The organism is Peribacillus glennii (genome assembly GCF_003429105.1).
GTDB lineage: Bacteria > Bacillota > Bacilli > Bacillales > DSM-1321 > Peribacillus > Peribacillus glennii.
The window spans coordinates 953228-973289 of record NZ_QVTD01000003.1; the positions used below are offsets into that span (position 1 = coordinate 953228).

20 protein-coding genes are annotated in these 20062 nt (G+C 44.1%); 3 read left to right on the forward strand and 17 right to left on the reverse strand.

Going from position 1 to position 20062, the window contains the following annotated elements:
- Positions 1 to 63: 63 nt before the first annotated feature.
- From tatC to D0466_RS06085, 6 genes are all read right to left on the reverse strand, one after another.
- A complete protein-coding gene (gene tatC / locus D0466_RS06060; RefSeq protein WP_117322229.1) occupies positions 64 to 816 on the reverse strand; it encodes a twin-arginine translocase subunit TatC in 753 nt (250 codons plus the stop codon).
- Positions 817 to 1093: 277 nt separating this feature from the next.
- The gene (locus D0466_RS06065; protein WP_117321626.1) at positions 1094 to 1288 is read right to left on the reverse strand and encodes a twin-arginine translocase TatA/TatE family subunit; all 195 of its coding nucleotides are present in this window, start codon (positions 1286 to 1288) and stop codon (positions 1094 to 1096) included.
- A gap of 187 nt (positions 1289 to 1475) precedes the next feature.
- Entirely contained in the window at positions 1476 to 2744 is a 1269-nt protein-coding gene (gene ilvA, locus D0466_RS06070; protein ID WP_117321627.1) for a threonine ammonia-lyase IlvA, read from the reverse strand.
- Positions 2745 to 2919: 175 nt separating this feature from the next.
- Positions 2920 to 3414, reverse strand: coding sequence for a dihydrofolate reductase (locus D0466_RS06075; RefSeq protein ID WP_117321628.1), 495 nt, complete (start codon positions 3412 to 3414; stop codon positions 2920 to 2922).
- Positions 3411 to 4205: a thymidylate synthase gene (locus tag D0466_RS06080; protein WP_117321629.1), complete on the reverse strand. Its 795-nt coding sequence runs from the start codon at positions 4203 to 4205 to the stop codon at positions 3411 to 3413. Before D0466_RS06080 ends, D0466_RS06075 begins: the two co-directional genes overlap by 4 nt.
- A 76-nt stretch (positions 4206 to 4281) precedes the next feature.
- Positions 4282 to 4992, reverse strand: coding sequence for an anthrax toxin lethal factor-related metalloendopeptidase (locus D0466_RS06085; protein WP_117321630.1), 711 nt, complete (start codon positions 4990 to 4992; stop codon positions 4282 to 4284).
- Between the two features lie 337 nt (positions 4993 to 5329).
- Between D0466_RS06085 and D0466_RS06090 the strand changes: the two genes are divergently transcribed.
- Positions 5330 to 5524, forward strand: coding sequence for a hypothetical protein (locus D0466_RS06090; protein ID WP_117321631.1), 195 nt, complete (start codon positions 5330 to 5332; stop codon positions 5522 to 5524).
- Positions 5525 to 5532: 8 nt separating this feature from the next.
- Here D0466_RS06090 and D0466_RS06095 read toward each other — a convergent pair whose 3' ends face one another.
- Complete coding sequence (locus tag D0466_RS06095) at positions 5533 to 6156, reverse strand: YpjP family protein (protein ID WP_117321632.1); 624 nt, start codon at positions 6154 to 6156, stop codon at positions 5533 to 5535.
- A gap of 485 nt (positions 6157 to 6641) precedes the next feature.
- Between D0466_RS06095 and ggt the strand changes: the two genes are divergently transcribed.
- Positions 6642 to 8339: a gamma-glutamyltransferase gene (gene ggt / locus D0466_RS06100; protein ID WP_233522551.1), complete on the forward strand. Its 1698-nt coding sequence runs from the start codon at positions 6642 to 6644 to the stop codon at positions 8337 to 8339.
- 168 nt (positions 8340 to 8507) lie between these two features.
- On the opposite strand, the gene D0466_RS06105 is transcribed toward ggt, so the two are convergent.
- The 3 genes from D0466_RS06105 to ilvD form a co-directional block, all read right to left on the reverse strand.
- Positions 8508 to 9281, reverse strand: a complete 774-nt coding sequence (locus tag D0466_RS06105) for a class I SAM-dependent methyltransferase (protein WP_117321633.1) — start codon at positions 9279 to 9281, stop codon at positions 8508 to 8510.
- Between the two features lie 68 nt (positions 9282 to 9349).
- Positions 9350 to 9784 carry a BrxA/BrxB family bacilliredoxin gene (locus tag D0466_RS06110; RefSeq protein WP_117321634.1) on the reverse strand — a complete coding sequence of 145 codons (435 nt, stop codon included), beginning with the start codon at positions 9782 to 9784 and terminating at the stop codon, positions 9350 to 9352.
- Between the two features lie 137 nt (positions 9785 to 9921).
- Positions 9922 to 11640 (reverse strand): dihydroxy-acid dehydratase, encoded by a 1719-nt coding sequence (ilvD, locus tag D0466_RS06115; protein WP_117321635.1) that lies wholly within the window; start codon positions 11638 to 11640, stop codon positions 9922 to 9924.
- Positions 11641 to 11745: 105 nt separating this feature from the next.
- On the opposite strand from ilvD, the gene D0466_RS22835 reads away from it, so the two are divergent.
- Positions 11746 to 11970, forward strand: a complete 225-nt coding sequence (locus D0466_RS22835; protein WP_117321636.1) for a hypothetical protein — start codon at positions 11746 to 11748, stop codon at positions 11968 to 11970.
- Positions 11971 to 11986: 16 nt separating this feature from the next.
- On the opposite strand, the gene D0466_RS06125 is transcribed toward D0466_RS22835, so the two are convergent.
- The 7 genes from D0466_RS06125 to D0466_RS06155 form a co-directional block, all read right to left on the reverse strand.
- Positions 11987 to 13111 (reverse strand): conserved virulence factor C family protein, encoded by a 1125-nt coding sequence (locus D0466_RS06125; protein ID WP_117321637.1) that lies wholly within the window; start codon positions 13109 to 13111, stop codon positions 11987 to 11989.
- 182 nt (positions 13112 to 13293) lie between these two features.
- Positions 13294 to 15183, reverse strand: coding sequence for an ABC-F family ATP-binding cassette domain-containing protein (locus D0466_RS06130; protein ID WP_117321638.1), 1890 nt, complete (start codon positions 15181 to 15183; stop codon positions 13294 to 13296).
- Positions 15180 to 15824 (reverse strand): HD domain-containing protein, encoded by a 645-nt coding sequence (locus D0466_RS06135; protein WP_117321639.1) that lies wholly within the window; start codon positions 15822 to 15824, stop codon positions 15180 to 15182. The genes D0466_RS06130 and D0466_RS06135 overlap by 4 nt, the downstream gene beginning before the upstream one ends.
- A gap of 244 nt (positions 15825 to 16068) precedes the next feature.
- Positions 16069 to 16917, reverse strand: a complete 849-nt coding sequence (locus D0466_RS06140; RefSeq protein WP_117321640.1) for a DegV family protein — start codon at positions 16915 to 16917, stop codon at positions 16069 to 16071.
- Between the two features lie 272 nt (positions 16918 to 17189).
- On the reverse strand, positions 17190 to 17672 hold the full coding sequence (locus tag D0466_RS06145) for a glutathione peroxidase (protein WP_117321641.1): 483 nt from the start codon (positions 17670 to 17672) through the stop codon (positions 17190 to 17192).
- Positions 17673 to 17733: 61 nt separating this feature from the next.
- Positions 17734 to 18273 (reverse strand): hypothetical protein, encoded by a 540-nt coding sequence (locus tag D0466_RS06150; RefSeq protein ID WP_117321642.1) that lies wholly within the window; start codon positions 18271 to 18273, stop codon positions 17734 to 17736.
- An 82-nt stretch (positions 18274 to 18355) separates the two neighbouring features.
- On the reverse strand, positions 18356 to 20044 hold the full coding sequence (locus D0466_RS06155; RefSeq protein ID WP_117321643.1) for a formate--tetrahydrofolate ligase: 1689 nt from the start codon (positions 20042 to 20044) through the stop codon (positions 18356 to 18358).
- Positions 20045 to 20062 lie beyond the last annotated feature (18 nt).

Sequence of the window (20062 nt, forward strand, 5' to 3'; positions counted from 1 at the left end):
TTTTATCCCTAAATCCCTAATCGGCAATAAGAAAGAACGATACCCAATGGTGCTCCCTAGGGGTTAAATCCCTTCTTCGGATCCATACTTTTGCGCTTCGAGCATTTCCCTTTTCTGCTTACGCCTGAACACAACTTTAGAGAGTGAAATGCTGATTTCATATAAAAGCAGCAAAGGAACCGTCACCAAAAAATCAGACATGAAATCTGGAGGCGTGATGGTAATGGCGATCAATACCAAAACAAAATAAGCATATTTTCTAAGTTTTTGCAGGACATAGGGATTGATAATCCCGATGGATGTGAGAAACATCGCGATAGCAGGAAGTTCGAACAGCACGGCAAACGGAATTGTCATATTCATGACGAACCGGAAATATTTATCCGCTGTAAAATTCGTAACAAAGAGATCGCCGCTTAAATCCACAAGGAAATTCAGCACTGTAGGAAAAATGACGAAATAGCCAAATGCAAGGCCCGCAATGAACAAAAAGAAAAGCGCAGGAATATAAGACAAAGTCACCCTGATTTCCTGGGGCATCAACGCAGGCTTCACAAAAAGCCAGAGCTGCATTGCAAAAACCGGAATGGTTGCCGCAATCGCAATAATTGAAGCAAGCATAAAATATACCCAAATGATGTCGCTTGGCCCGAGTACCATTAATTTTACTTCAAGGTCCCTTACAAACCACTTATAAATCTCTTCAACATAAATGAATCCCAATATAAAGAAGACCACAAAACAAATGGCTGTAATGATCAGCCTTTTTCTCAGTTCATCCAAGTGCTCGATAAGATTTAACTCTTTATCTGCCAAAATGATCAATCCTTCTCCAGTGGTGAAAATTAGAAAACCCGCCACTGTCTTAGCCTTTATAAAGGAAAAGACAGTAGCGCATCAGGCACGCACGATGTTAGTCACACAGGCGCTGCCCCAAGGTTTCAGGCGCACATAGCCTATGTTCATCAATATGTAGATCGTACACATTTAACTTTCTTATCTGTCAAACAAGGCGTCATCCATGCAGCCTTGTTTATTCCCATGGGCGTAAAAAAGTGCAAGATAAAATCATCTCGCACCAAAACGGAATATATTATTTTACGGCTTTTTTCTTGTCTTCTTCGAATTCATCCATGACATCGTTTGTCAACTCACGGGTTGATTTCTTGAATTCACGTAAAGTCTGGCCAAAAGCCCTGCCAATCTCAGGAAGTTTTTTAGGTCCAAAAATGATCAATGCAAGAACAAGGATTAATATTAAACCGGGTACCCCAATATTTGAAAGCATGGAAACATCCCCTTTATTATCGTAATTTCTACTGCCATTATAGTATTTTTTGAGTTCGGATGAAAGCAAAACCGGGATTCTTAATAGTTATTTCACATTTAAGAAACAATGTCTTCATAAAAATCTATTGTTAATCCAGATGCCGCTTCTATTTTATTTTACCTCAATGGCCGTGGTTATTCCAGGTTTATATCAGTAAGTGGAATAAGTTGCTGTCATTGTTGACATCAATGAATGGAAAACCCTTCTGGTCCATCCTGGAAATAAGGCCATGGTAGTCCGCCTTGTTCTTCAGTTCGATCCCGACAAGCGCAGGGCCGCTTTCTTTATTATTCTTCTTTGTATATTCAAATCTTGTAATGTCATCATCCGGTCCCAGCACTTCATCGAGGAATTCACGCAAAGCACCTGCCCGCTGCGGGAAATTCACGATAAAGTAGTAAAGCAGGCCCTCATAGAGTTTCGATTTTTCTTTGATTTCCTGCATCCTGCCAATATCATTATTGCCGCCGCTGATTACACAGACTATCGTTTTTCCCTTTATGCGCTCCCGATAAAAATCAAGGGCCGCGATCGGAAGGGATCCAGCCGGTTCAGCAACAATGGCATGCTCATTATATAAATCAAGTATCGTCGTGCAGATCTTTCCCTCAGGGACTACAACGATATCATTAACGTTTTCCCGGCATATACTGTACGTCTGTTGACCCACGCATTTCACTGCAGCCCCGTCAACGAATGTATCAATCTCCTCTAAGGCCTCCACCCTGCCGAGTTGAAGGGAATGCTGCATGGAAGGCGCACCTTCAGGCTCTACCCCAATGCATTTGGTATCCGGTGATACACTCTTGAAATATGTAGAGAGGCCTGACATTAACCCGCCGCCGCCAATGCCGGCAAAAAGATAATCAATTTTTTCATCACAGTCATTCAAAATCTCTACGGCAACTGTTCCCTGACCGGCGATTACTTTTTCATCGTCAAACGGATGGATGAATGTCCGGTTTTCTTCGCTGGCACAAGCGGCGGCCCTTGCAAATGAATCATCAAACGTATCACCGGTCAGGATGATTTCAACACTGTCTTTGCCAAAAAGCCCTACTTGATTCACCTTTTGTTTTGGGGTCGTTGCAGGCATATATATCTTTCCATGAATCCCTAATGCATTGCAGGCGAAGGCAACACCCTGGGCATGGTTCCCGGCGCTTGCGCACACAATGCCGTTCTTCGTTTCTGTTTCAGGCAGGCTCTTCATTTTATAGTAAGCACCGCGGAGCTTGAAAGACCTCACATGCTGCAGGTCCTCACGTTTTATATAAACATTGCAATCATATTTGTCGGAAAGGCGGCTGTTTTTTTGTAACGGAGTATGGGAAACAATATCTTTCAACTCCTGATATGCGATAAGTATATCTTCGATTTGAAGCCGCTTTTGTACAGAAGCTGCCTGATTCATTCTATCCCTCTTTTTCAACGAAGTATTTAATTTGTAAATTATAACACTATGCTTCAATTAATCAACAGATTTTTCTAAAAATTCAAATTTCCAAAAAAAGCTTTTTTTAACAAAAAAACGGTCCCCTGGTTTGAGGGCCGCCGTTTCTTATCTTCAATTATCATCCGCTACACAATTAAACCTGTGCTTTCCGCCCTAAAACGATGAAATCATGGGGATAACGGTTTTTTTCATCGACAATGCCGGGGGTAGACGAAAGCTGTTCCCATTCCGCTTCATTAATTGCAGGAAAATAAGTATCACCTTGAAATTCATGGTGGATTTCCGTTATGTACAACCGGTCTGTCTGGGGCAGAATTCCCTTGAAGATTTCTGCACCGCCGATAACGAAAATTTCCCGGTCGGAGGAATCTGCAAGTTTGATGACTTCATCGACCGAGTGCAAGACCGTTACGCCCTCAAGCTTAAAATCAGCATTTCGGGTTACAACAATATTTTCCCGTCCAGGCAGTACGCGGCCTATTGATTCAAACGTCTTCCTTCCCATCACGATCGGGTGTCCCATCGTCACGTTCTTAAAATAATTTAAATCCGCAGGCAAATGCCATGGAAGCTTGTTATCCTTTCCAATTACGCGGTTTTCATCCATCGCAAACAACAATGAAATCATACAGAAACTACTCCTTTAATATGTGGGTGTGCGTCATAGTTTTCGAGAGAAAAATCCTGGAATGTGAAATCAAAAATATTTTTCACTTCCGGGTTGATCTTCATCTCCGGGAGTTTCCTCGGTTCTCTGGTGAGCTGCAGTTTCACCTGCTCAACATGGTTCGAATAAATGTGCACATCACCGAAAGTATGGACAAACTCACCTGGTTTAAGCCCTGTGACCTGGGCAATCATCATTGTCAATAAAGCGTATGAGGCGATATTAAAAGGCACACCTAAAAATACGTCTGCGGAACGCTGGTAAAGCTGGCAGGAAAGCTTTCCGTCCGCCACATAAAATTGGAAAAACGCATGGCAGGGAGGCAAAGCCATATCTTCAAGCTCTCCGACATTCCATGCACTTACAATCATGCGCCGAGAATCCGGATTGGTTTTTATTTGTTCGATCACTTCGGAAATCTGATCGATCTGCCTTCCATCCGCCGTTCCCCACGATCTCCACTGGCGGCCATATACCGGGCCGAGCTCCCCGGTTTCATCCGCCCACTCATTCCAAATACGCACGCCATTTTCCTGAAGGTACCCAATATTAGTATCCCCTTTCAGGAACCAGAGCAATTCATGGATGATGGCCTTCAAGGCCAGTTTCTTTGTCGTCAAAAGCGGGAAGCCTTTTTGCAGATCGAATCTCATCTGGTAACCGAACGTACTGATCGTTCCCGTGCCTGTCCGGTCCTCTTTTTCCGTCCCATTTTCTAGCACATGCCTGCATAAGTCCAAATATTGCTTCATCCATAACCCACCTTTTAAAAAATCATTACCTATAACATTATCATTTTAGGTGTTGGTTGCCAAACCGTTAACAATCTCATTTTAAGTGTTCGATGTATAAAAACGTCTCAGGTGCTTTACTGTTTACCAAGGATTTATAATGCTTGTCCTTGTAATACATCGCGAAGCTTTCTGCGAAATATTCTTCCGGGTATTGAAGAAAATAAGATTCTCCCGGAAATAGAATAGGGGCTTCTTTTCTCCAAATCTTTAAAAAGTCCTTATCCTCCCGAATCCTGCCGTATAAGATCGTATCAATTGTATGAGCCAGTTCATGAAGTTCAAGGCTTACGGAACCATGACCGCTCCCTTTCCGGCTCGCGCCGATCTTCACCAGGACATTCCTCGATCCTCCCATACCCGGAACATCATCCCAAGTGCGGCTTGTATCTTTATACCCTCTTGGGACCTGCCCTTTCAGATGCCGGGCGGACTTGTTATCAGTCAGGCTCCCTGTAAACAATTTCACACGAACATCATTCTGCAGCAATCTATCAATCATAAATGGGGGAAGTTTGCCCACCGTTTCTATTATCAACAAAGCCTCATCGCTGTCGAAGGATGTACTGGAAAACAAAAAAAGTTCCATAAGATTTTTATTGCTTTTGCTAATGTTCATCTGTTTTAATGGATGGCTGCCGGACAGCTCATTCCAGGTAATCCCTTCTTCAGATGCATAAGTAAAAGAGTAGAAAGAAAAAAGGAAAACGGACACCGCTACAACGACTGCCAGCTTCTTCACATACATAACCATAATCCTTTCAAGAAGTTAGCCCCGTTATTGAACAACACTTCTACTATTTTATTAAAATTATAGCATATGAACATATGTTGATTTCAGCGGGAGTTTTTGTAAAATTTCTGTAAATTCCATATGTACCATAACCGGATAATCTGCAGCCCCTCTAACAGCGGAAGACTAATTGTATATAGATTATACTCTGAAATTACAAGATTATAGGATTAGAGATTACAGCAAGTATGAGCTTCTCTAGCAGGATTCGGAAATGGCAGAAATAGTTCTGGACAGGTTTTAGCCTTGAAACTTTCATTTAACTGGACTTATTGCTGGCGGGCCGTATTCTTTGGCCTATTCAGCTATCCGCAATCACATTCCATTTAAGCACCCGTTAATGGTGCCATTTGTTTTCTTTACTGTATTGCTGTTTTATTCAGGGTTTTGTGCTAAAGCAGCTGATATTAAAATTGTCATGTACAACGGCAAAAAACGAGGGACGGCCACAAAATTGCCATCCCTCGCTGTATTAACCATTCTGTAATCTGGCGGTCAGGAGAGTCCTGAACCGTCCGACCATTGTGGAGGTGTGTTCTTATCCCAATATATTCTTCCAAGCTCATAATGGGTTGAGAACCCGTCATGGTATGTATGGTAATGAAAGTTGAACCAATGGCCCTCCTTGGGCGGATTTTCCTGCCTCGCATGGAAACGGATCACATCTTCATTTGTTTTTTCGTTATAAATATGAAAGATTTTCTCTCCCCTGCCAGCCGCGGGCTTTACTGATATTGCCAGCTGCATAAGCTCTTCATCAGGAAATTGCCGGGAAATCTGTTTAATTGCTTGCTCAATTTTCGGCAGAATAGCACCTTTGAATTCATCTTCTATTTTCGGAGTGATTTTCCCTCCGAATTTCGAAAAGGATTGTTCCTCCGCTTTCAGAATCATTTCACCGACAAATACATCCCTGTCTATAGGTACATAATAAACCGGTGATTCTGTTACCAGAAGTTCATAACCCTGCTTTACTTCCGATTCCTGTATGGAATCCTTTTTCAGATTTTTGCCGTCAGCCTGTGCACGCCAATGGAAATCAGTAGGAGTAACAAGGCCGAACGTTAATATGGATACTAATACAACAAGGAATTTCCTGAGCCAATTTGTGGTTTTCATAACTTAACCCCTTACCATATAAGCTGAACCGTCCAAAAGCTTTTTATCGATATATATTGTAAGTATACAGGCCTAAAGGCCATAATACGAATTTTTTTTATTATGTTTCAAATAGTTTAAAAGAGGTTAAAAAAAGACTAGTTATTTTAATGAAAGACATGCCCCCTTCATATCGAAGATTTTCATCCGGAAAAGATTTTAAATGTATAAGAATAAAAATATCAATTCCATACTAGTATGATAACAAAGCCTATTACCAAGGGAGGGGCAGCAATGGAATGGTCTGTAGCAATCACCATTCTCAGCATTTTAATGTTGATGTATTTCGTTTACTTGTCATTTGCCGATTAGGGAAAAATGATAAAATCAACACTTTGAATCCTTGTCATTAGACAAGGTTTTCTTTCTTTAAATGTTGAATCTCAAAATATTTCCATACTTTCCACCTATAATAGAAAATCGAAGATTTCGAGGAGGGTTTATACATGGCTATCGAAAAAAAAGAATACCTTGGACGGTCAAAGAATAGCGATTATGAGAGAGAAACAGCTACTGGAAACGCGGGAATGGTGGTGACACCCCATCCGATCGCTACAGATATCGGAGAAAAAATCCTAAAAGATGGCGGCAATGCAGTGGATGCGGCCATCGCGATCCAATTTGCCTTGAACGTTGTAGAACCGATGATGACCGGAATTGGCGGCAGCGGTTTTATGATGGTTTACAATAAAGAAAAAGATGAAGTGAAGATCTTTGATGGACATGTAAGGGCGCCTAAAGCGGCTTATCCTGAAATGTTTTTAGACGAAAAAAAAGAAGTGATCCCGTTCAGGAAGCGCTCGACCAGTGCCACTGCAATTGGGATTCCAGGGATTTTGAAAGCGATGGACGAGGCCAGGAAGGCTTACGGTTCAAAGACGCTGGCTGAGTTGATCGAGCCATCGATAGAGTTTGCCGAAAAGGGTGTGGCGGTCAATTGGGTTTTATCGGACGCGCTGGAGAACTTCCATTACCGGCTAGGCGATGAAGCGATGGTTCTCTTCGCGCCAAACGGCAGGAGAATCCGGGAAGGAGAAATCCTTAAGAAGGAAAAGCTTGCAAACACCTACCGCATCCTTCAGAGAAAAGGGATAGACGCGTTTTACGGCGGAGAAATCGGCGTGGGAATCATCAACGTTTTGAAAGAACTTGGCGGTTTCATGGAATTATCTGACCTTGCCGATTATCGAATCACAGTGGACGAGCCTATGTGGGGCACTTATAAGGGCTATGATATCGCATCTTCCTATTCACCGAGCGCCGGGGGTTTCACGGTCCTTCAAATCCTTAAAATTCTCGAAGATTTCCAACTCGAACAATACGATGTGAGGTCATGGGAAAAATACTACCTGATTGCCGAAGCAATGAGACTAGCTTTTACGGATAAAAAAGCATTCTTTGCAGATGCTGAATTTGCAGACCTGCCATTAAAGGGCCTGTTCCATAAAGACTATCTTGCCGAGCGGAGAAAGTTCATTGATTTCAACGCAAGGAATTCAAAAATTGATTTCGGGAACCCTTGGAAATACGATACTGTGAAACAATGGGATGTTGTCCGGCAGCCTGAAGAACCCGAAAGGAGCGAAACAACCCACTTTACCGTTCATGATAGATGGGGAAATATTGTCGCATGCACGTCGACTGTTGAACATCCTTTCGGTTCAGGCATCGTGGTACCGGAATATGGATTTGTTTTGAATAATGAGCTAACCGACTTTGATTCTGTTCCTGGTGGCATGAACCAGGTTGAACCGGGAAAACGGCCGGTAAGCTGTAAAAGCCCTACCATTATTTTCAAAGATGGGGAGCCGGTCCTAACGCTTGGATCGCCAGGAGGGCCGACTATCATCAGCTCTGTATCCCAAACGATTATCAATGTGCTTGATTTTAAAATGAACCTGAAGGATGCCATTGAAGAACCACGCATTTTCACTCCAATGGGGCCGCATATCGAATGGGAAGCGGGCATGGACATGACTGCAAAAGGGCACCTGGAATCAATGGGCTTTGCCTTTAATGACGTTCCTCACCCGATCGGGAATGTACAGGGGATCCAAATTAACCCTGGAGATGGCACCCTGTTTGGCGCAGCGGATTCCAGCCGGGAAGGAAAAGCTTCCGGATTGAACGAGGAAGATTACTAAATATTGTAAGGGCAGGCTCTGTAACCAGAGTCCTGCCCTTTTTTATACTAGGAGACGAAACTATAAAATTTCTACATGCATTAATTCTGGCTACGACGTACACGGAAGTACGGATGCCGGCGTTCCACTGGTTTCTTAAAATAGGGAGCTTCCGCTTTTCTTAATAGGCTATGCTTCTATATAACCGAAGTGGAATTTTGATGTCTTGCGGACAATTACCTGAAAGCTGAATCTCCCGAACCTTTGGCTTCGAAAATGATCCTTCAGAACAATCCTTTGTCTTGCCACCCGTTTGGCATGCCCGATAATTTCTTCTGTTAAATCATTGGCGGACGCAAAGTATGTCAATGGCCTAATTCCGTTGGATTCGGTGATGCTTTCTTCAAACATAGGATCAAAATAAACAACATCAAAGCTGTTGTCATCGCATGTCTTTAACACGTCAAGATGGCTGGAGGTTGTTACCTCTATCCTCCTTAAAACCTGATCGATCACCTTTGTGCCTGAATGATAAGTCTCGAGCCCGTTTTTGACAATATAAGCAAGCAGCGGATTCTCTTCAATTCCACATACTTTCCCGTTCACTCCGGTTACAAAGCTGGCAACGACAGCATCCGCACCCAAACCCAGTGTACAATCCAGGACCGTGGAGCCGCTTTGGAGGCCCGAAGCACTAATGTAAGGGTCCTCTTCTCCTTTAAGCAGCCTTTTAATCCTGAGCATGGCGACATTCGGATGAAAGAAAAAAGGCTCCTGACGGAATTCTTTATATAAGTCAAGCCGATCCTTGCCGACAACCAGGCAATCCCCGCCATAAATCTTCTGCAGCTGTGTAACGGAACGCTTCAGCCGCGGGATATAAGAAATCTGTAATTGTGCGGCTGTTTGTCTTGCTTTTGCAATCGATTCTGGATCTGCCCTTCCGGCGGTGGTCACAAACATATCAGGTCTCCTCTTTTAGTACAAAGGAGAATGCCTCTGCGGCATTCTCCCCCATAATGTATGCTTTATTATGCTTGTTTTTCGAAAGCGGTTAGCAGATTTTCCATGATTGTTTCCATGGAATGGTCTTCTATATCATGGCGCGGGATGAAGTGGACGACTTCCTTCCCTTTTAAGAGGGCCATGGAAGGCGAAGAAGGCTCATATCCCTCAAAATATTCGCGCATTTTGGCTGTGGCTTCTTTATCCTGTCCTGCAAAGACCGTTACAAGATGGTCAGGTTTCTTTTCCGAACGAAGAACGGCCTGCGTTACAGCCGGCCGGGCAAGGCCTGCAGCACATCCGCAAACTGAATTAACCACAACCAGTGTTGTGCCCTCGGCATTCTCCATATACTTTTCCACTTGTTCTGCTGTCGTCAATTCATCAAAGCCAGCCTGCACCAGTTCCTGGCGCATCGGTTTTACCATTTGTCTCATATATTCTTCATATGCCATTGACATGAAAGATCCCTCCAGTTATTACATTGGTAGTGTTAGAATACTATATGTGGTTATTATTGTGCAAAAGACACGCTTCCAATAAATAATTTCAAGAAAAAAGAACCCGGCGGGGTTATTGATTCCCGCCGGGCAGTTAATCATGAATTCTTAACTTCTGTTCGTTCCTTCGCCTTTTCTTCTTCAAACCAATCCGTTACCGCACCACGGGATGCGGAAGATACCAATCTAGCATATTTAGCAAGCTGCCCCCTTGCATGAAGCGGCGGCGCCTTCCAATCCAGCTTGCGGGCTTGCAGCTCTTCGTCGGACAGGTGTACGGATAGCTCCTGTGCATCTGCGTCAACCGTGACGGTGTCACCTGTTCTTATGAGCCCGATCGGGCCGCCTACCTGAGCCTCCGGAGCGATATGTCCGATTACAAGGCCGTGGGTACCGCCTGAAAAACGTCCATCGGTCAGCAAGGCAACGGATTCACCGAGTCCTTTTCCGACAAGGATACCAGAGATGGAAAGCATCTCTGGCATTCCTGGGCCGCCCTTTGGCCCTTCATAACGGATGACCAGGACATCACCTGGTTGAATCTCATCGTTTAAAATTGCCTCAGTAGCGCTTGGCTCATCATCAAAAACCTTGGCAGGGCCTGTTAATGATGTTACTTTCAAACCGGAAACTTTTGCAACTGCTCCTTCAGGTGCAAGATTCCCTTTCAGGATGACAAGGGGCCCATCTTCTCTTTTCGGCTGGTCAAGCGAGATGATTTTTTGTCCTTCCGTTAGATCCGGGAACTCCTCTAAATTCTCCGCAACTGTTTTGCCTGTAACAGTCAAACAGTCTCCGTGCAAGTAGCCTTCCTTCAATAACAGCTTCATGACGGCAGGCACTCCGCCAATGTTATGCAAGTCCTGCATCACGTATTTTCCGCTTGGCTTAAGGTCTGCAATATGAGGCACCTTCTTTTGCAGGCGGTTGAAATCATCCAGCGATAAATCCACCTCGGCAGAATGGGCAATTGCCATTAAGTGAAGGATGGCATTTGTTGAACCTCCAAGGGCCATGACGACAGTAATCGCATTTTCGAATGCCTTCTTCGTTAAGATATCCCGCGGATAAATATCTTTTTCAAGAAGGTTATACACCGCTTGTCCAGAACGGAAGCAATCATCATGTTTTTCATCCGTTTCGGCTGGATTTGAAGAGCTTCCCGGCAGGCTCATCCCCAACGCTTCAATCGCGCTTGCCATCGTGTTGGCTGTATACATGCCGCCGCATGACCCGGCTCCAGGACAAACATGGCATTCTATTTGGTGCAGCTCTTCCCGATCAATGGCGCCTGCATTATATTGCCCTACGCCTTCAAATGCAGAGACGATATCAACATCGTTCCCTTTTAGTTTCCCTGGCTTTATCGTGCCGCCGTATACAAAAACAGCCGGCAAATTCATACGCGCAATCGCCATCATACAGCCTGGCATATTTTTGTCACAGCCGCCAATCGCTACGAATCCATCAAGGCTTTCACCGCCAACCACCGTTTCGATGGAGTCAGCGATCAAATCACGGCTTGGCAAGGAATAGCGCATACCTTCCGTACCCATGGAAATCCCGTCAGAAACAGTGATTGTATTGAAAATCATCGGGGCTCCTCCGGCTTCGCGGGCCCCTGCCTTCGCTTTTCTTGCCAATTCATCAATATGTATATTACATGGAGTTACTTCACTCCAAGTGCTTGCAATCCCAATCATCGGTTTTTTGAAATCTTCATCAGTGAAACCGACAGCTCGCAGCATCGCCCGGTTCGGGACCCTTGTTTCCCCTTCACTGATGACCTTGCTGCGTATTCTTAAGTCTTTCGTCATTATCCTAGTGCCTCCTCATGTTTTCTTTTCAATATAGAAAACTTTACGCACATTTTCAACAATTTTCTTATAATTTTAAAAATAATATTTTTTCAAGATAAAATATTGGACAATTATAGAAAAAAATGGCTTCCAAAGCTTGGTTTGGAAGCCATCGTCATTCTTTTTAAAAAGACAAAAAAGTTTAAAGTTTTCAACAGTGTTTCAATGTCTGGGTTCGACGTACAACGATTTGCTAGTGCCGACGTTGCCACAGGAGCTGGCGGACACGGCCAGCTTCCAGCTTCGATGCACAGCACCTTGCAGATGTTAGTCGACGTTCCTCTGTAGGGCGCTTCCGCTTTTTTTATTGCTGGCGCGATTCGGTCATCTGTTTCCAAACGGATCCTTTGGCCGCTTCACCGGTCTCAATGCGCTCGATTGCCATCTTAACCTGCATCGCTACCTCAAATTCGGGATCGTTTTCTGCCTTCTTTAATGCAGGCAGGACGCTTTCATCACCGGATTCAAATAAAAACATCGCCGCTCTCCATCTGACCAGCTTGTTTTTATCGGACAGCGCTTTTGCCATTTCATCCATTGCTTCAGGAAATCCGAGATCTGACAAACAATCTCCCGCGGTTCTTCTGACGGCCGGATTTTTATCATTCAAACCCTTATAAAGGGCCGGCAGGACGCTGTTGTCTTCAATCATCCCCAAATAAACGACAGCAAGCCTTCTGATGGAAACTTTAGGGTCATCCAGTGCTTTTTCCAGCATGGGGATATCTTCGGTTGTTGGGTCATCCATTTGTTCAAGAGCCTGATAACGCTTTTCCCAATCTTCTTCGCCAAGCATCGCTTCAGTAAGTTTAATCTTGCCTCTTTTAATGACCGGACCCTTTTTATCACTGTTTTGTGCAGCTTCAACCAGGCTCTCCAAACGCTCCTTTGGATAGGCGGCAATCAATTCTTCCGCAACTTCCGCACCAATGGCATCCATATCGCCATAACGCACGCCATAATCCTTCCATTTTCTCAAAATGACCACATTGTCGTCAGGAAGTTGTGCGTCAGAGACTGCCTTTGCAAAATGATCAGGCAGGCCAAACCGCTTTTCCGTTATCCCGTCATTCATTTTAATTTGCATCGGAATCCCCTTAAACTGCTGTATTAATACAAAAACCTCGCCATAGTGGTCGAGCATTGTATTTTCACCTTTTTCTTTGCTGGTATCCTCTCCAAAGCACTTGCGGACTTTTATGAGGATTTCTTTCCAGTCGAATTTAGAATTCCTTTCAACAGCGAGGAAGTCAGCGACATGATAGACGCCTTTCACCCCGTCAATTTGGAGGATCTCTTTAATCACTTCAGGTGCAGCATCAGCATTGTCTTTCTTATAATTATTGCTTTTACCGGACGGAAGCTCCTGGGTAAGATTTATTTTCATCGTATTCGGGCTTGGTGTTGGTTCAATTGACTTTATATCCAAAAATGCTCTCTCCTTTTACGTGTATCAAGGACTTTAGCTTTGATTTTATCATAGTGTTTTTTTAAAATCATGTTTCCCGTTTTCCTGTTAGAAAAACACGGCTTAACTCCCTTTTATAGAATTTAAACTTCCTTTCACAAAAAAAGAGCTGCAAGGTTGCTTCTTCCCTGCAGCTCTATTCATCATCCTTCCACTTTGTCAGCCAAATAAGCCCAGCGCTCCATCAATTCTTCCAGCTTATCATTCAATTCGGCTTCTTCATCAGAGAGTTCCTTTACTTTAACATAGTCACTCCCCGCACCGGCCATTTCCGAGGAGACCCCCTTAAGCCGATCTTCTATTTCCTGCATTTTGCCTTCTATCTCTTCCCATTCCTTATTTTCTTTATAAGTTAGCTTTTTCTTCTTTTTATTCTCATTCCCGGAATCGGCAGTTGCAGGAGCCGGCTTTGGACTCACCGCAGCAGCTGCCCCGGCCTTTGATTCCTCCAGGAATTCCGAAAACTGGCCGAAATAGAAATCAATATGGCATTCTCCTTTAAAAACCAAAAGCTGCCTGCATGCCTTATCAAGGAAATAGCGGTCATGCGATACGGTGATGACCACGCCTCTGAAGGACTCTAAATAATCCTCCAAAACGGTAAGAGTTTGGGTATCAAGATCATTTGTCGGCTCATCCAAAAGCAGGACATTGGGGGCAGACATTAAGATCTTCAGTAAATAAAGCCGGCGTTTTTCCCCGCCGGAAAGCTTGCGGATAGGTGTTCCATGGGTATTCATCGGAAACAGGAAGCGCTCCAGCATTTGGGCGGCTGAAATATAGCTTCCATCCTTTAGAGTGATTGATTCCGCGGTTTCCCGAATATACTCGATCATTCGCAAGTTTTCATCCATGTCTTCATTCTCCTGGGTATAGTACCCGAGCTTAACAGTCTGCCCTGTTTCGATTTCACCCTCATCTATACCCGTCCTTCCGGAAAGAATATTTAAAAGGGTCGACTTGCCGGTACCGTTATTGCCAACAATGCCGATTCGGTCTCCCGGCTTGAACAGGAATGAGAAATGTTTCAAAATAGGCTGGCCGCCAAACGATTTTGAAATCTCCTTCAGCTCCAGCACCTTTTTACCAAGTCTTGAACCGCTTAACTCGATTTCAAGGTTATCAGCTGTCTTTTTGTTTTTTACATCATCTTCCAGCGACTCAAAACGCTGGATTCTAGCCTTCTGCTTTGTGGTTCGCGCCTTTGCCCCCGTTCTGATCCAGGCCAATTCCTTCTTGAACAAGCTTTCCTTCTTTGCCCGCTGCACGGTTTCATTTTCTTCGCGTACGGCCTTGCTTTCCAGAAAATCCGCATAGTTCCCCTTGTATTCAAACAAGTTTCCCTGTGTAAGCTCCCATATCTTGCTTGACACGTTATCCAGGAAATAGCGGTCATGTGTGACAAATAGTACGGATTTCTGGTATTTTGCGAGATAGTCTTCCAGCCAGGTAATGCTTTCGTAATCTAAATGGTTGGTAGGCTCATCAAGGATCAGCAAATCCGGATTTTCGATAAGTGTCCTCGCGAGCGCAGCCCTTTTCTTTTGACCGCCTGACAACTCGGAGAGCTTTTTAGAGAAATCGTAAAGCCCCAGTTTCGTAAGGATCGTTTTCGCATTGGCATTTGTATCCCAGCCATTGGTTTCGTCCATGGATTGCTGCAGCTTTAACAGGCGCTCCTGCACATTTGTGTCTTCAGGGTGTTCCTGGAGCACCAACAGCGTTTGTTCATAATCCTTTATTAAAGAAAAAATAGGGGTTTCGGCTGCAAACAAATATTCCAACACCGAAAGCCCTTCATCAAATACCGGTGCCTGGGATAAGTATGAAATGGTATAATCCTTAGGATGGTCCACCGCTCCCCGGTCACTTTCCTCAAGCCCCGCGATTATATTCAGCAATGTTGACTTGCCGGTTCCGTTGACTCCAATAATCCCGATTTTATCTCCTTCTGTTATGGAAAAAGAAATATCCTTAAAAAGCAGCTTTTCACCCTGTATTTTCTCAAGATTCTCTATTCTGAACACTTTCATTCTGTAACATCCCATTCTTTGTAAAATTGCTGTAAAAATATTTCCATATATTCATGCCGCTCGGCGGCCATTTTTTTGGCTGTTTTGGTATGCAGCATTCCTTTTAATTTTAGCAGTTTCTCGTAAAAGTGATGTATGGAAGAGCTCTTCCCGGACCGATAATCCTGCTTTGTCATATTCTTCCGGGCTTCAATGTCCGGATCATAGATTGCTTGTCCTTTTTTTCCACCGTATGCAAAGGTCCTTGCAATTCCAATAGCACCAATTGCATCAAGCCGATCCGCATCCTGCACAATTTTTGCCTCTATTGATGGAAGTTCGTCAATGAAAGCGCTAAAAGAAATCGTCGAGATGATATCCGTAACGGCCTTCTCCGTTTCTTCCGGCAATTTTATTTCTGAAAACCACTCCCGGAGTATTTGCCATCCTTCATCCTCTGATTGATGCAATTTACTGTCAGGTATGTCATGCAGAAGAGCGGCCATTTCAATCACGAAAAGATCCCCTTGATTTTCTGTCCGTGCTAAACGCAAGGAAAGCTTCCTTACCCTGTCGATATGATACCAATCATGGCCGGAAGTATCATAACCAAGTTGTTTTTTAACAAATGCTTGGGCCATATCTATGTAAAATTGATTCATTCCATTTCTCCTTCAGTATACTCATTTCTATTTTAACACGAGTTTGCCTGATAGACGGAATTTTTCAGGGATTGCACCCGGTAAAACCAGCATGAGTTACACTCCCAAATCCTTGAAATCAAACGGGTTTGTATTAAGGTAAATTAACATAATAATGGTGGGAAGAGCCTTAACTTCAGGATGTCCACACAAAAAAGATCACTTATCTTAAGCCCATTCCCTAAATAAGTGATCGTGCCATCTATTATGGATCCTGAAACCAGCTTAATCCAACCGTTTTTTCTCCAGCGTGTACACCAATTGCTGTCCCAAGCGGGTAGATGTGGATAATGACATCTGGATTTTCTGCAAGAATCGCCTCCCTAAAGCTTTCTGTTTGCTCCGGTGATGAACCGTATAAGATGGTGCAATCAGTTACTTTTCCTTTTTTACAAGATTCAAGGAAAAACTTTAAAATTACCTGCCCGGCTTTCCTTTCACTCCTGGCCTTCGTTTTTGTGGCAAGGGCCCCTTTTTCCAGAGAAATAATCGGTTTAACATTCAGTACGCTTCCAAGCAAATACTGTGTGCCGGAAAGCCTGCCGCTGCGATGCAACTGTTCAAGACTGCCTATCAATACATATGTTTCATTGGAATCCCTGTACCTGGCCGCCCTTATAAATGCTTCTTCAATCGGGTAACCGCTTTCCAAATCCCGCATGATTTTTTTTAACAGAAGCGTCATGGGAAAAGAAATAAGCAATGAGTCAAATATATGGACCGGTATCGAAACCAATTCAGCCGCCTGCCTGCTGGAAGCCACTGTACCACTTAGGGAGCTTGAAACATGGACGGAAACAATGCGGTCATAGTGAGGTTCAAGTTTTCTAAATAATTCTGCAAAGGTGCCTACGGATGGCTGGGATGTAGTCGGTATGACCTTGTCTTCCCTCATATACCTAAAAAGTTGGTCAGGGCTTAAATCCACACCGTCTTCATATTCTCTTCCATTTATAATGACTACCATCGGAACCACATAAACATCCGGATTTTTTTTAAGTTCCTCATCCAGAAAGCCTGTGCTGTCTGTGATCCAGGCTATTTTTTCCCGCATGGGTGAGCCCTCCCCCTTTTGCATGATATTCCATATATATTTCGGTACCAGACAACTATATTCCTTTTTACATGAATCTTAAAAATTAGAAAACTCATCGATTGGCAAGCCTTTATGAAGGAGCAAACAGAGGCCTATCCGGGGCTGAAGGGAGGTCACAAGGCATAGACATATGGAGGTGGCGCATGTAGTCTGTGTTCTGATTTATGTAAAAAGGAAATTTTTACCCCTTCTTGTTCTGTCAAAAAAACCCTTCATAAGAAGGGTATGGGTTACAGCTTAAGAAGTTCCTTTATATCGTTTTCTATTTCGAATGGCTTCGTCTGAGGCGCATATCTCCTTACCACATTACCTTCTTTGTCAACCAAGAATTTTGTGAAATTCCACTTAATCGCTTTTGAACCCATCACGCCGGGTGCGTTTTCCGTCAAATATTCGAATAAGGGATGCGCCTCCTTGCCTTTTACATCCACCTTTGCAAACATCGGGAACGTCACTCCATAATTCAACCTGCAAAAAGAGTCAATTTCCAACTCATCACCCGGCTCCTGGCCGAGGAACTGGTTACAGGGAAAGCCTAGTACGGTAAGGCCTTTGTCTTTGTATTTTTGATACAGGCTTTGAAGGTCGTCATATTGAGGAGTAAATCCGCATTTGCTCGCGGTGTTGACGATCAAAAGCACATCCCCTTTAAAAACGTTCAAAGAAACTACTTCGCCATCAATCTTCTTAGCTTCAAAATCATAAACAGACATCTTCCTTGTGCCACTCCCCTTTTTTTAGATTACATTTTTCATTTATCAGGAAGACTCCCTATTAACGTGCAACCTCCAGTGCTTCAAGCATGGAAAGCGAATCCGCCATGAAATCTGCCATTTTGAGCAAATCATCCATTTGTTCTTCCGTGACCAGCCTGCCAAAAGAAACGGCAGCCCGGGAAAAGGGAGGAAGCATAGACTTATTGGAATATTCTGCACAGCTTGTAATCGTGATGGTTCTTTTTTTACCCCAAATTGCTTCGAGCGAACCAATCAATTCTGCGGCATTTTCCTTTTCTAAGTGAAAGGGAAGGGTAAAAGATACAGATACAATGCATCCTGCCTTTGATTGAATTTCCATTCCTGGGTCTGGCAAAAGCTCTGATGCAAGATTCTCAATATTCGCCTGCAAGGTAATCCCAGCCCTTATGGGGGTTTCTTTAGAAAGGGCCATTTCTATTTCATATTGCCTGGAGAGGCTGGACAGGTTTACGATGTCCCTTCTGTTCGTAACTACCGCTTCACCACTAAATTCTTTATCATATAGGGCGCCTTCCAAAACCACTTTCATATTTTCAAATGCCGTAGGATCGAACATTGCGTATATCACCTCCATGTTGCCAAACTACAGGTTCCCCTATGCAAGTATTGTAAACAATCATTTGGTTTTCCCGGCAACTTTAGAAAAGGCCTGTCGCATTTCCTGTTTCATCCACATCCATATTCATGGCAGCAGGCTTTTTCGGGAGGCCGGGCATCGTCATGATGTCTCCAGTCAAAGCAACGATGAATCCAGCGCCGACGGACGGCTTTAAAGACCTAACTGCTATCACAAACCCTTCAGGACGACCGAGCTTTGAAGGATCGTCTGAAAGGGAATATTGGGTTTTTGCCATACAGACAGGAAAACGGGACCAGCCCAGCCTGTCGAATTGAAGGAGCTGTGACTTCGCTTGCGAACTGAATTCTACGCCTGCAGCACCATAAACTTTGCGGGCAATGATATTTATTTTTTCTTCCAGTGTGTCAGACAAGCTGTATAGCGGCTCAAAGGTTTTTTTATTATTTTCAATCGCTTTTATAACCGTCTCCGCCAAATGCACACCGCCCTGGCCGCCTTTTTCCCACACTTCTGACATCGCAAAAGGGATGCCATCTTGATTACAGAGCTTTTCAAAAAGGGAGATTTCCTGGCTGCTGTCTGTGCTGAACCGGTTTAATGCAACCACGAACGGAAGCCCGAACCCATCAATCGTTTCAATATGCTTCCGCAGATTTTCAAAGCCGGCCTGAAGTGCCGCCAGATCCTCATCCCCAAGCTCTTCCTTGTTCAAACCCCCATGCATTTTTAAAGCCCGGATCGTCGCTACGATAACAACTGCTTCAGGCTTAATCCCCGCATTTCTTGCTTTGATATGTAAAAATTTCTCGGCCCCAAGATCTGCGCCAAAGCCCGATTCAGTGACAACAAAATCGGCAAGTTTCAGGGCAGCCTTGGTGGCGATTACGCTGTTGCAACCGTGTGCAATGTTTGCAAAGGGCCCTCCATGGATAAGTGCTGGTGTGTGCTCGATTGTCTGTACCAGGTTTGGCTTCACAGCGTCTTTAAGCAGTAGTGTCAAGGCGCCCTCAACTCGCAGATTACCGACGGTCACCGGGTTTTGGCGATAATCATATGCAACAACGATTCTTGCAAGACGCGCCTTTAAATCCTCAAGGTCTTCAGCCAGGCATAAAACCGCCATGATTTCTGAAGCAACAGTGATATCGAATCCATCCTCCCTTGGAATGCCATGGGCGGGTCCCCCCAGTCCGACCACTACATTCCTGAGGGCACGATCGTTCATATCCAGGACCCGCTTCCAAACGATTCTTCTTGGGTCAATCTGCAATTCATTTCCTTGCTGAAGATGATTGTCAATTAAAGCAGCCAGCGCATTATTTGCGGTTGTGATCGCATGAATGTCACCGGTGAAATGCAAATTGATTTCATCCATTGGCAATACTTGGGCATAACCTCCGCCGGCTGCACCGCCTTTCAGGCCCATCACAGGGCCGAGCGAAGGTTCCCGTAAGGCAATCATTGCATTCTTGCCGATTTTATTCAACGCATCCCCCAGGCCGACCGTGACCGTGGACTTACCTTCACCGGCCTTTGTCGGATTAATGGAGGTTACAAGAATGAGCTTCCCATCTTCCTTGGTCTTTAATTTGTGAAGGATATCAAAAGAGAGCTTTGCCTTATATTTGCCATAAAACTCGAGATCATCTTCACCGATGCCTATTTTTTCAGCTATGTCCTTAATATTTTTCATCTCGGAACCAAGAGCAATTTCAATATCGCTTTTGATTGACGCTTTCTGCTTCATCGTTGTGTCTCCGCCTCT

What these genes read in the sequence shown, in the direction of transcription:
- D0466_RS06110 (WP_117321634.1), bottom strand. Translation starts at nt 9,784, where the DNA reads ATGTCAATGGCATATGAAGAATATATGAGACAAATGGTAAAACCGATG.
- ilvD (WP_117321635.1), bottom strand. Translation starts at nt 11,640, where the DNA reads ATGACGAAAGACTTAAGAATACGCAGCAAGGTCATCAGTGAAGGGGAA.
- D0466_RS06065 (WP_117321626.1), bottom strand. Translation starts at nt 1,288, where the DNA reads ATGCTTTCAAATATTGGGGTACCCGGTTTAATATTAATCCTTGTTCTT.
- D0466_RS06150 (WP_117321642.1), bottom strand. Translation starts at nt 18,273, where the DNA reads ATGTTCGATCCTACGGCATTTGAAAATATGAAAGTGGTTTTGGAAGGC.
- ggt (WP_233522551.1), top strand. Translation starts at nt 6,642, where the DNA reads ATGGCTATCGAAAAAAAAGAATACCTTGGACGGTCAAAGAATAGCGAT.
- D0466_RS06080 (WP_117321629.1), bottom strand. Translation starts at nt 4,205, where the DNA reads ATGAAGCAATATTTGGACTTATGCAGGCATGTGCTAGAAAATGGGACG.
- D0466_RS06105 (WP_117321633.1), bottom strand. Translation starts at nt 9,281, where the DNA reads ATGTTTGTGACCACCGCCGGAAGGGCAGATCCAGAATCGATTGCAAAA.
- ilvA (WP_117321627.1), bottom strand. Translation starts at nt 2,744, where the DNA reads ATGAATCAGGCAGCTTCTGTACAAAAGCGGCTTCAAATCGAAGATATA.
- D0466_RS06135 (WP_117321639.1), bottom strand. Translation starts at nt 15,824, where the DNA reads ATGAATCAATTTTACATAGATATGGCCCAAGCATTTGTTAAAAAACAA.
- D0466_RS06095 (WP_117321632.1), bottom strand. Translation starts at nt 6,156, where the DNA reads ATGAAAACCACAAATTGGCTCAGGAAATTCCTTGTTGTATTAGTATCC.
- D0466_RS06145 (WP_117321641.1), bottom strand. Translation starts at nt 17,672, where the DNA reads ATGTCTGTTTATGATTTTGAAGCTAAGAAGATTGATGGCGAAGTAGTT.
- D0466_RS06130 (WP_117321638.1), bottom strand. Translation starts at nt 15,183, where the DNA reads ATGAAAGTGTTCAGAATAGAGAATCTTGAGAAAATACAGGGTGAAAAG.
- D0466_RS06085 (WP_117321630.1), bottom strand. Translation starts at nt 4,992, where the DNA reads ATGTATGTGAAGAAGCTGGCAGTCGTTGTAGCGGTGTCCGTTTTCCTT.
- D0466_RS06155 (WP_117321643.1), bottom strand. Translation starts at nt 20,044, where the DNA reads ATGAAGCAGAAAGCGTCAATCAAAAGCGATATTGAAATTGCTCTTGGT.
- D0466_RS06140 (WP_117321640.1), bottom strand. Translation starts at nt 16,917, where the DNA reads ATGCGGGAAAAAATAGCCTGGATCACAGACAGCACAGGCTTTCTGGAT.
- D0466_RS06075 (WP_117321628.1), bottom strand. Translation starts at nt 3,414, where the DNA reads ATGATTTCATTGTTGTTTGCGATGGATGAAAACCGCGTAATTGGAAAG.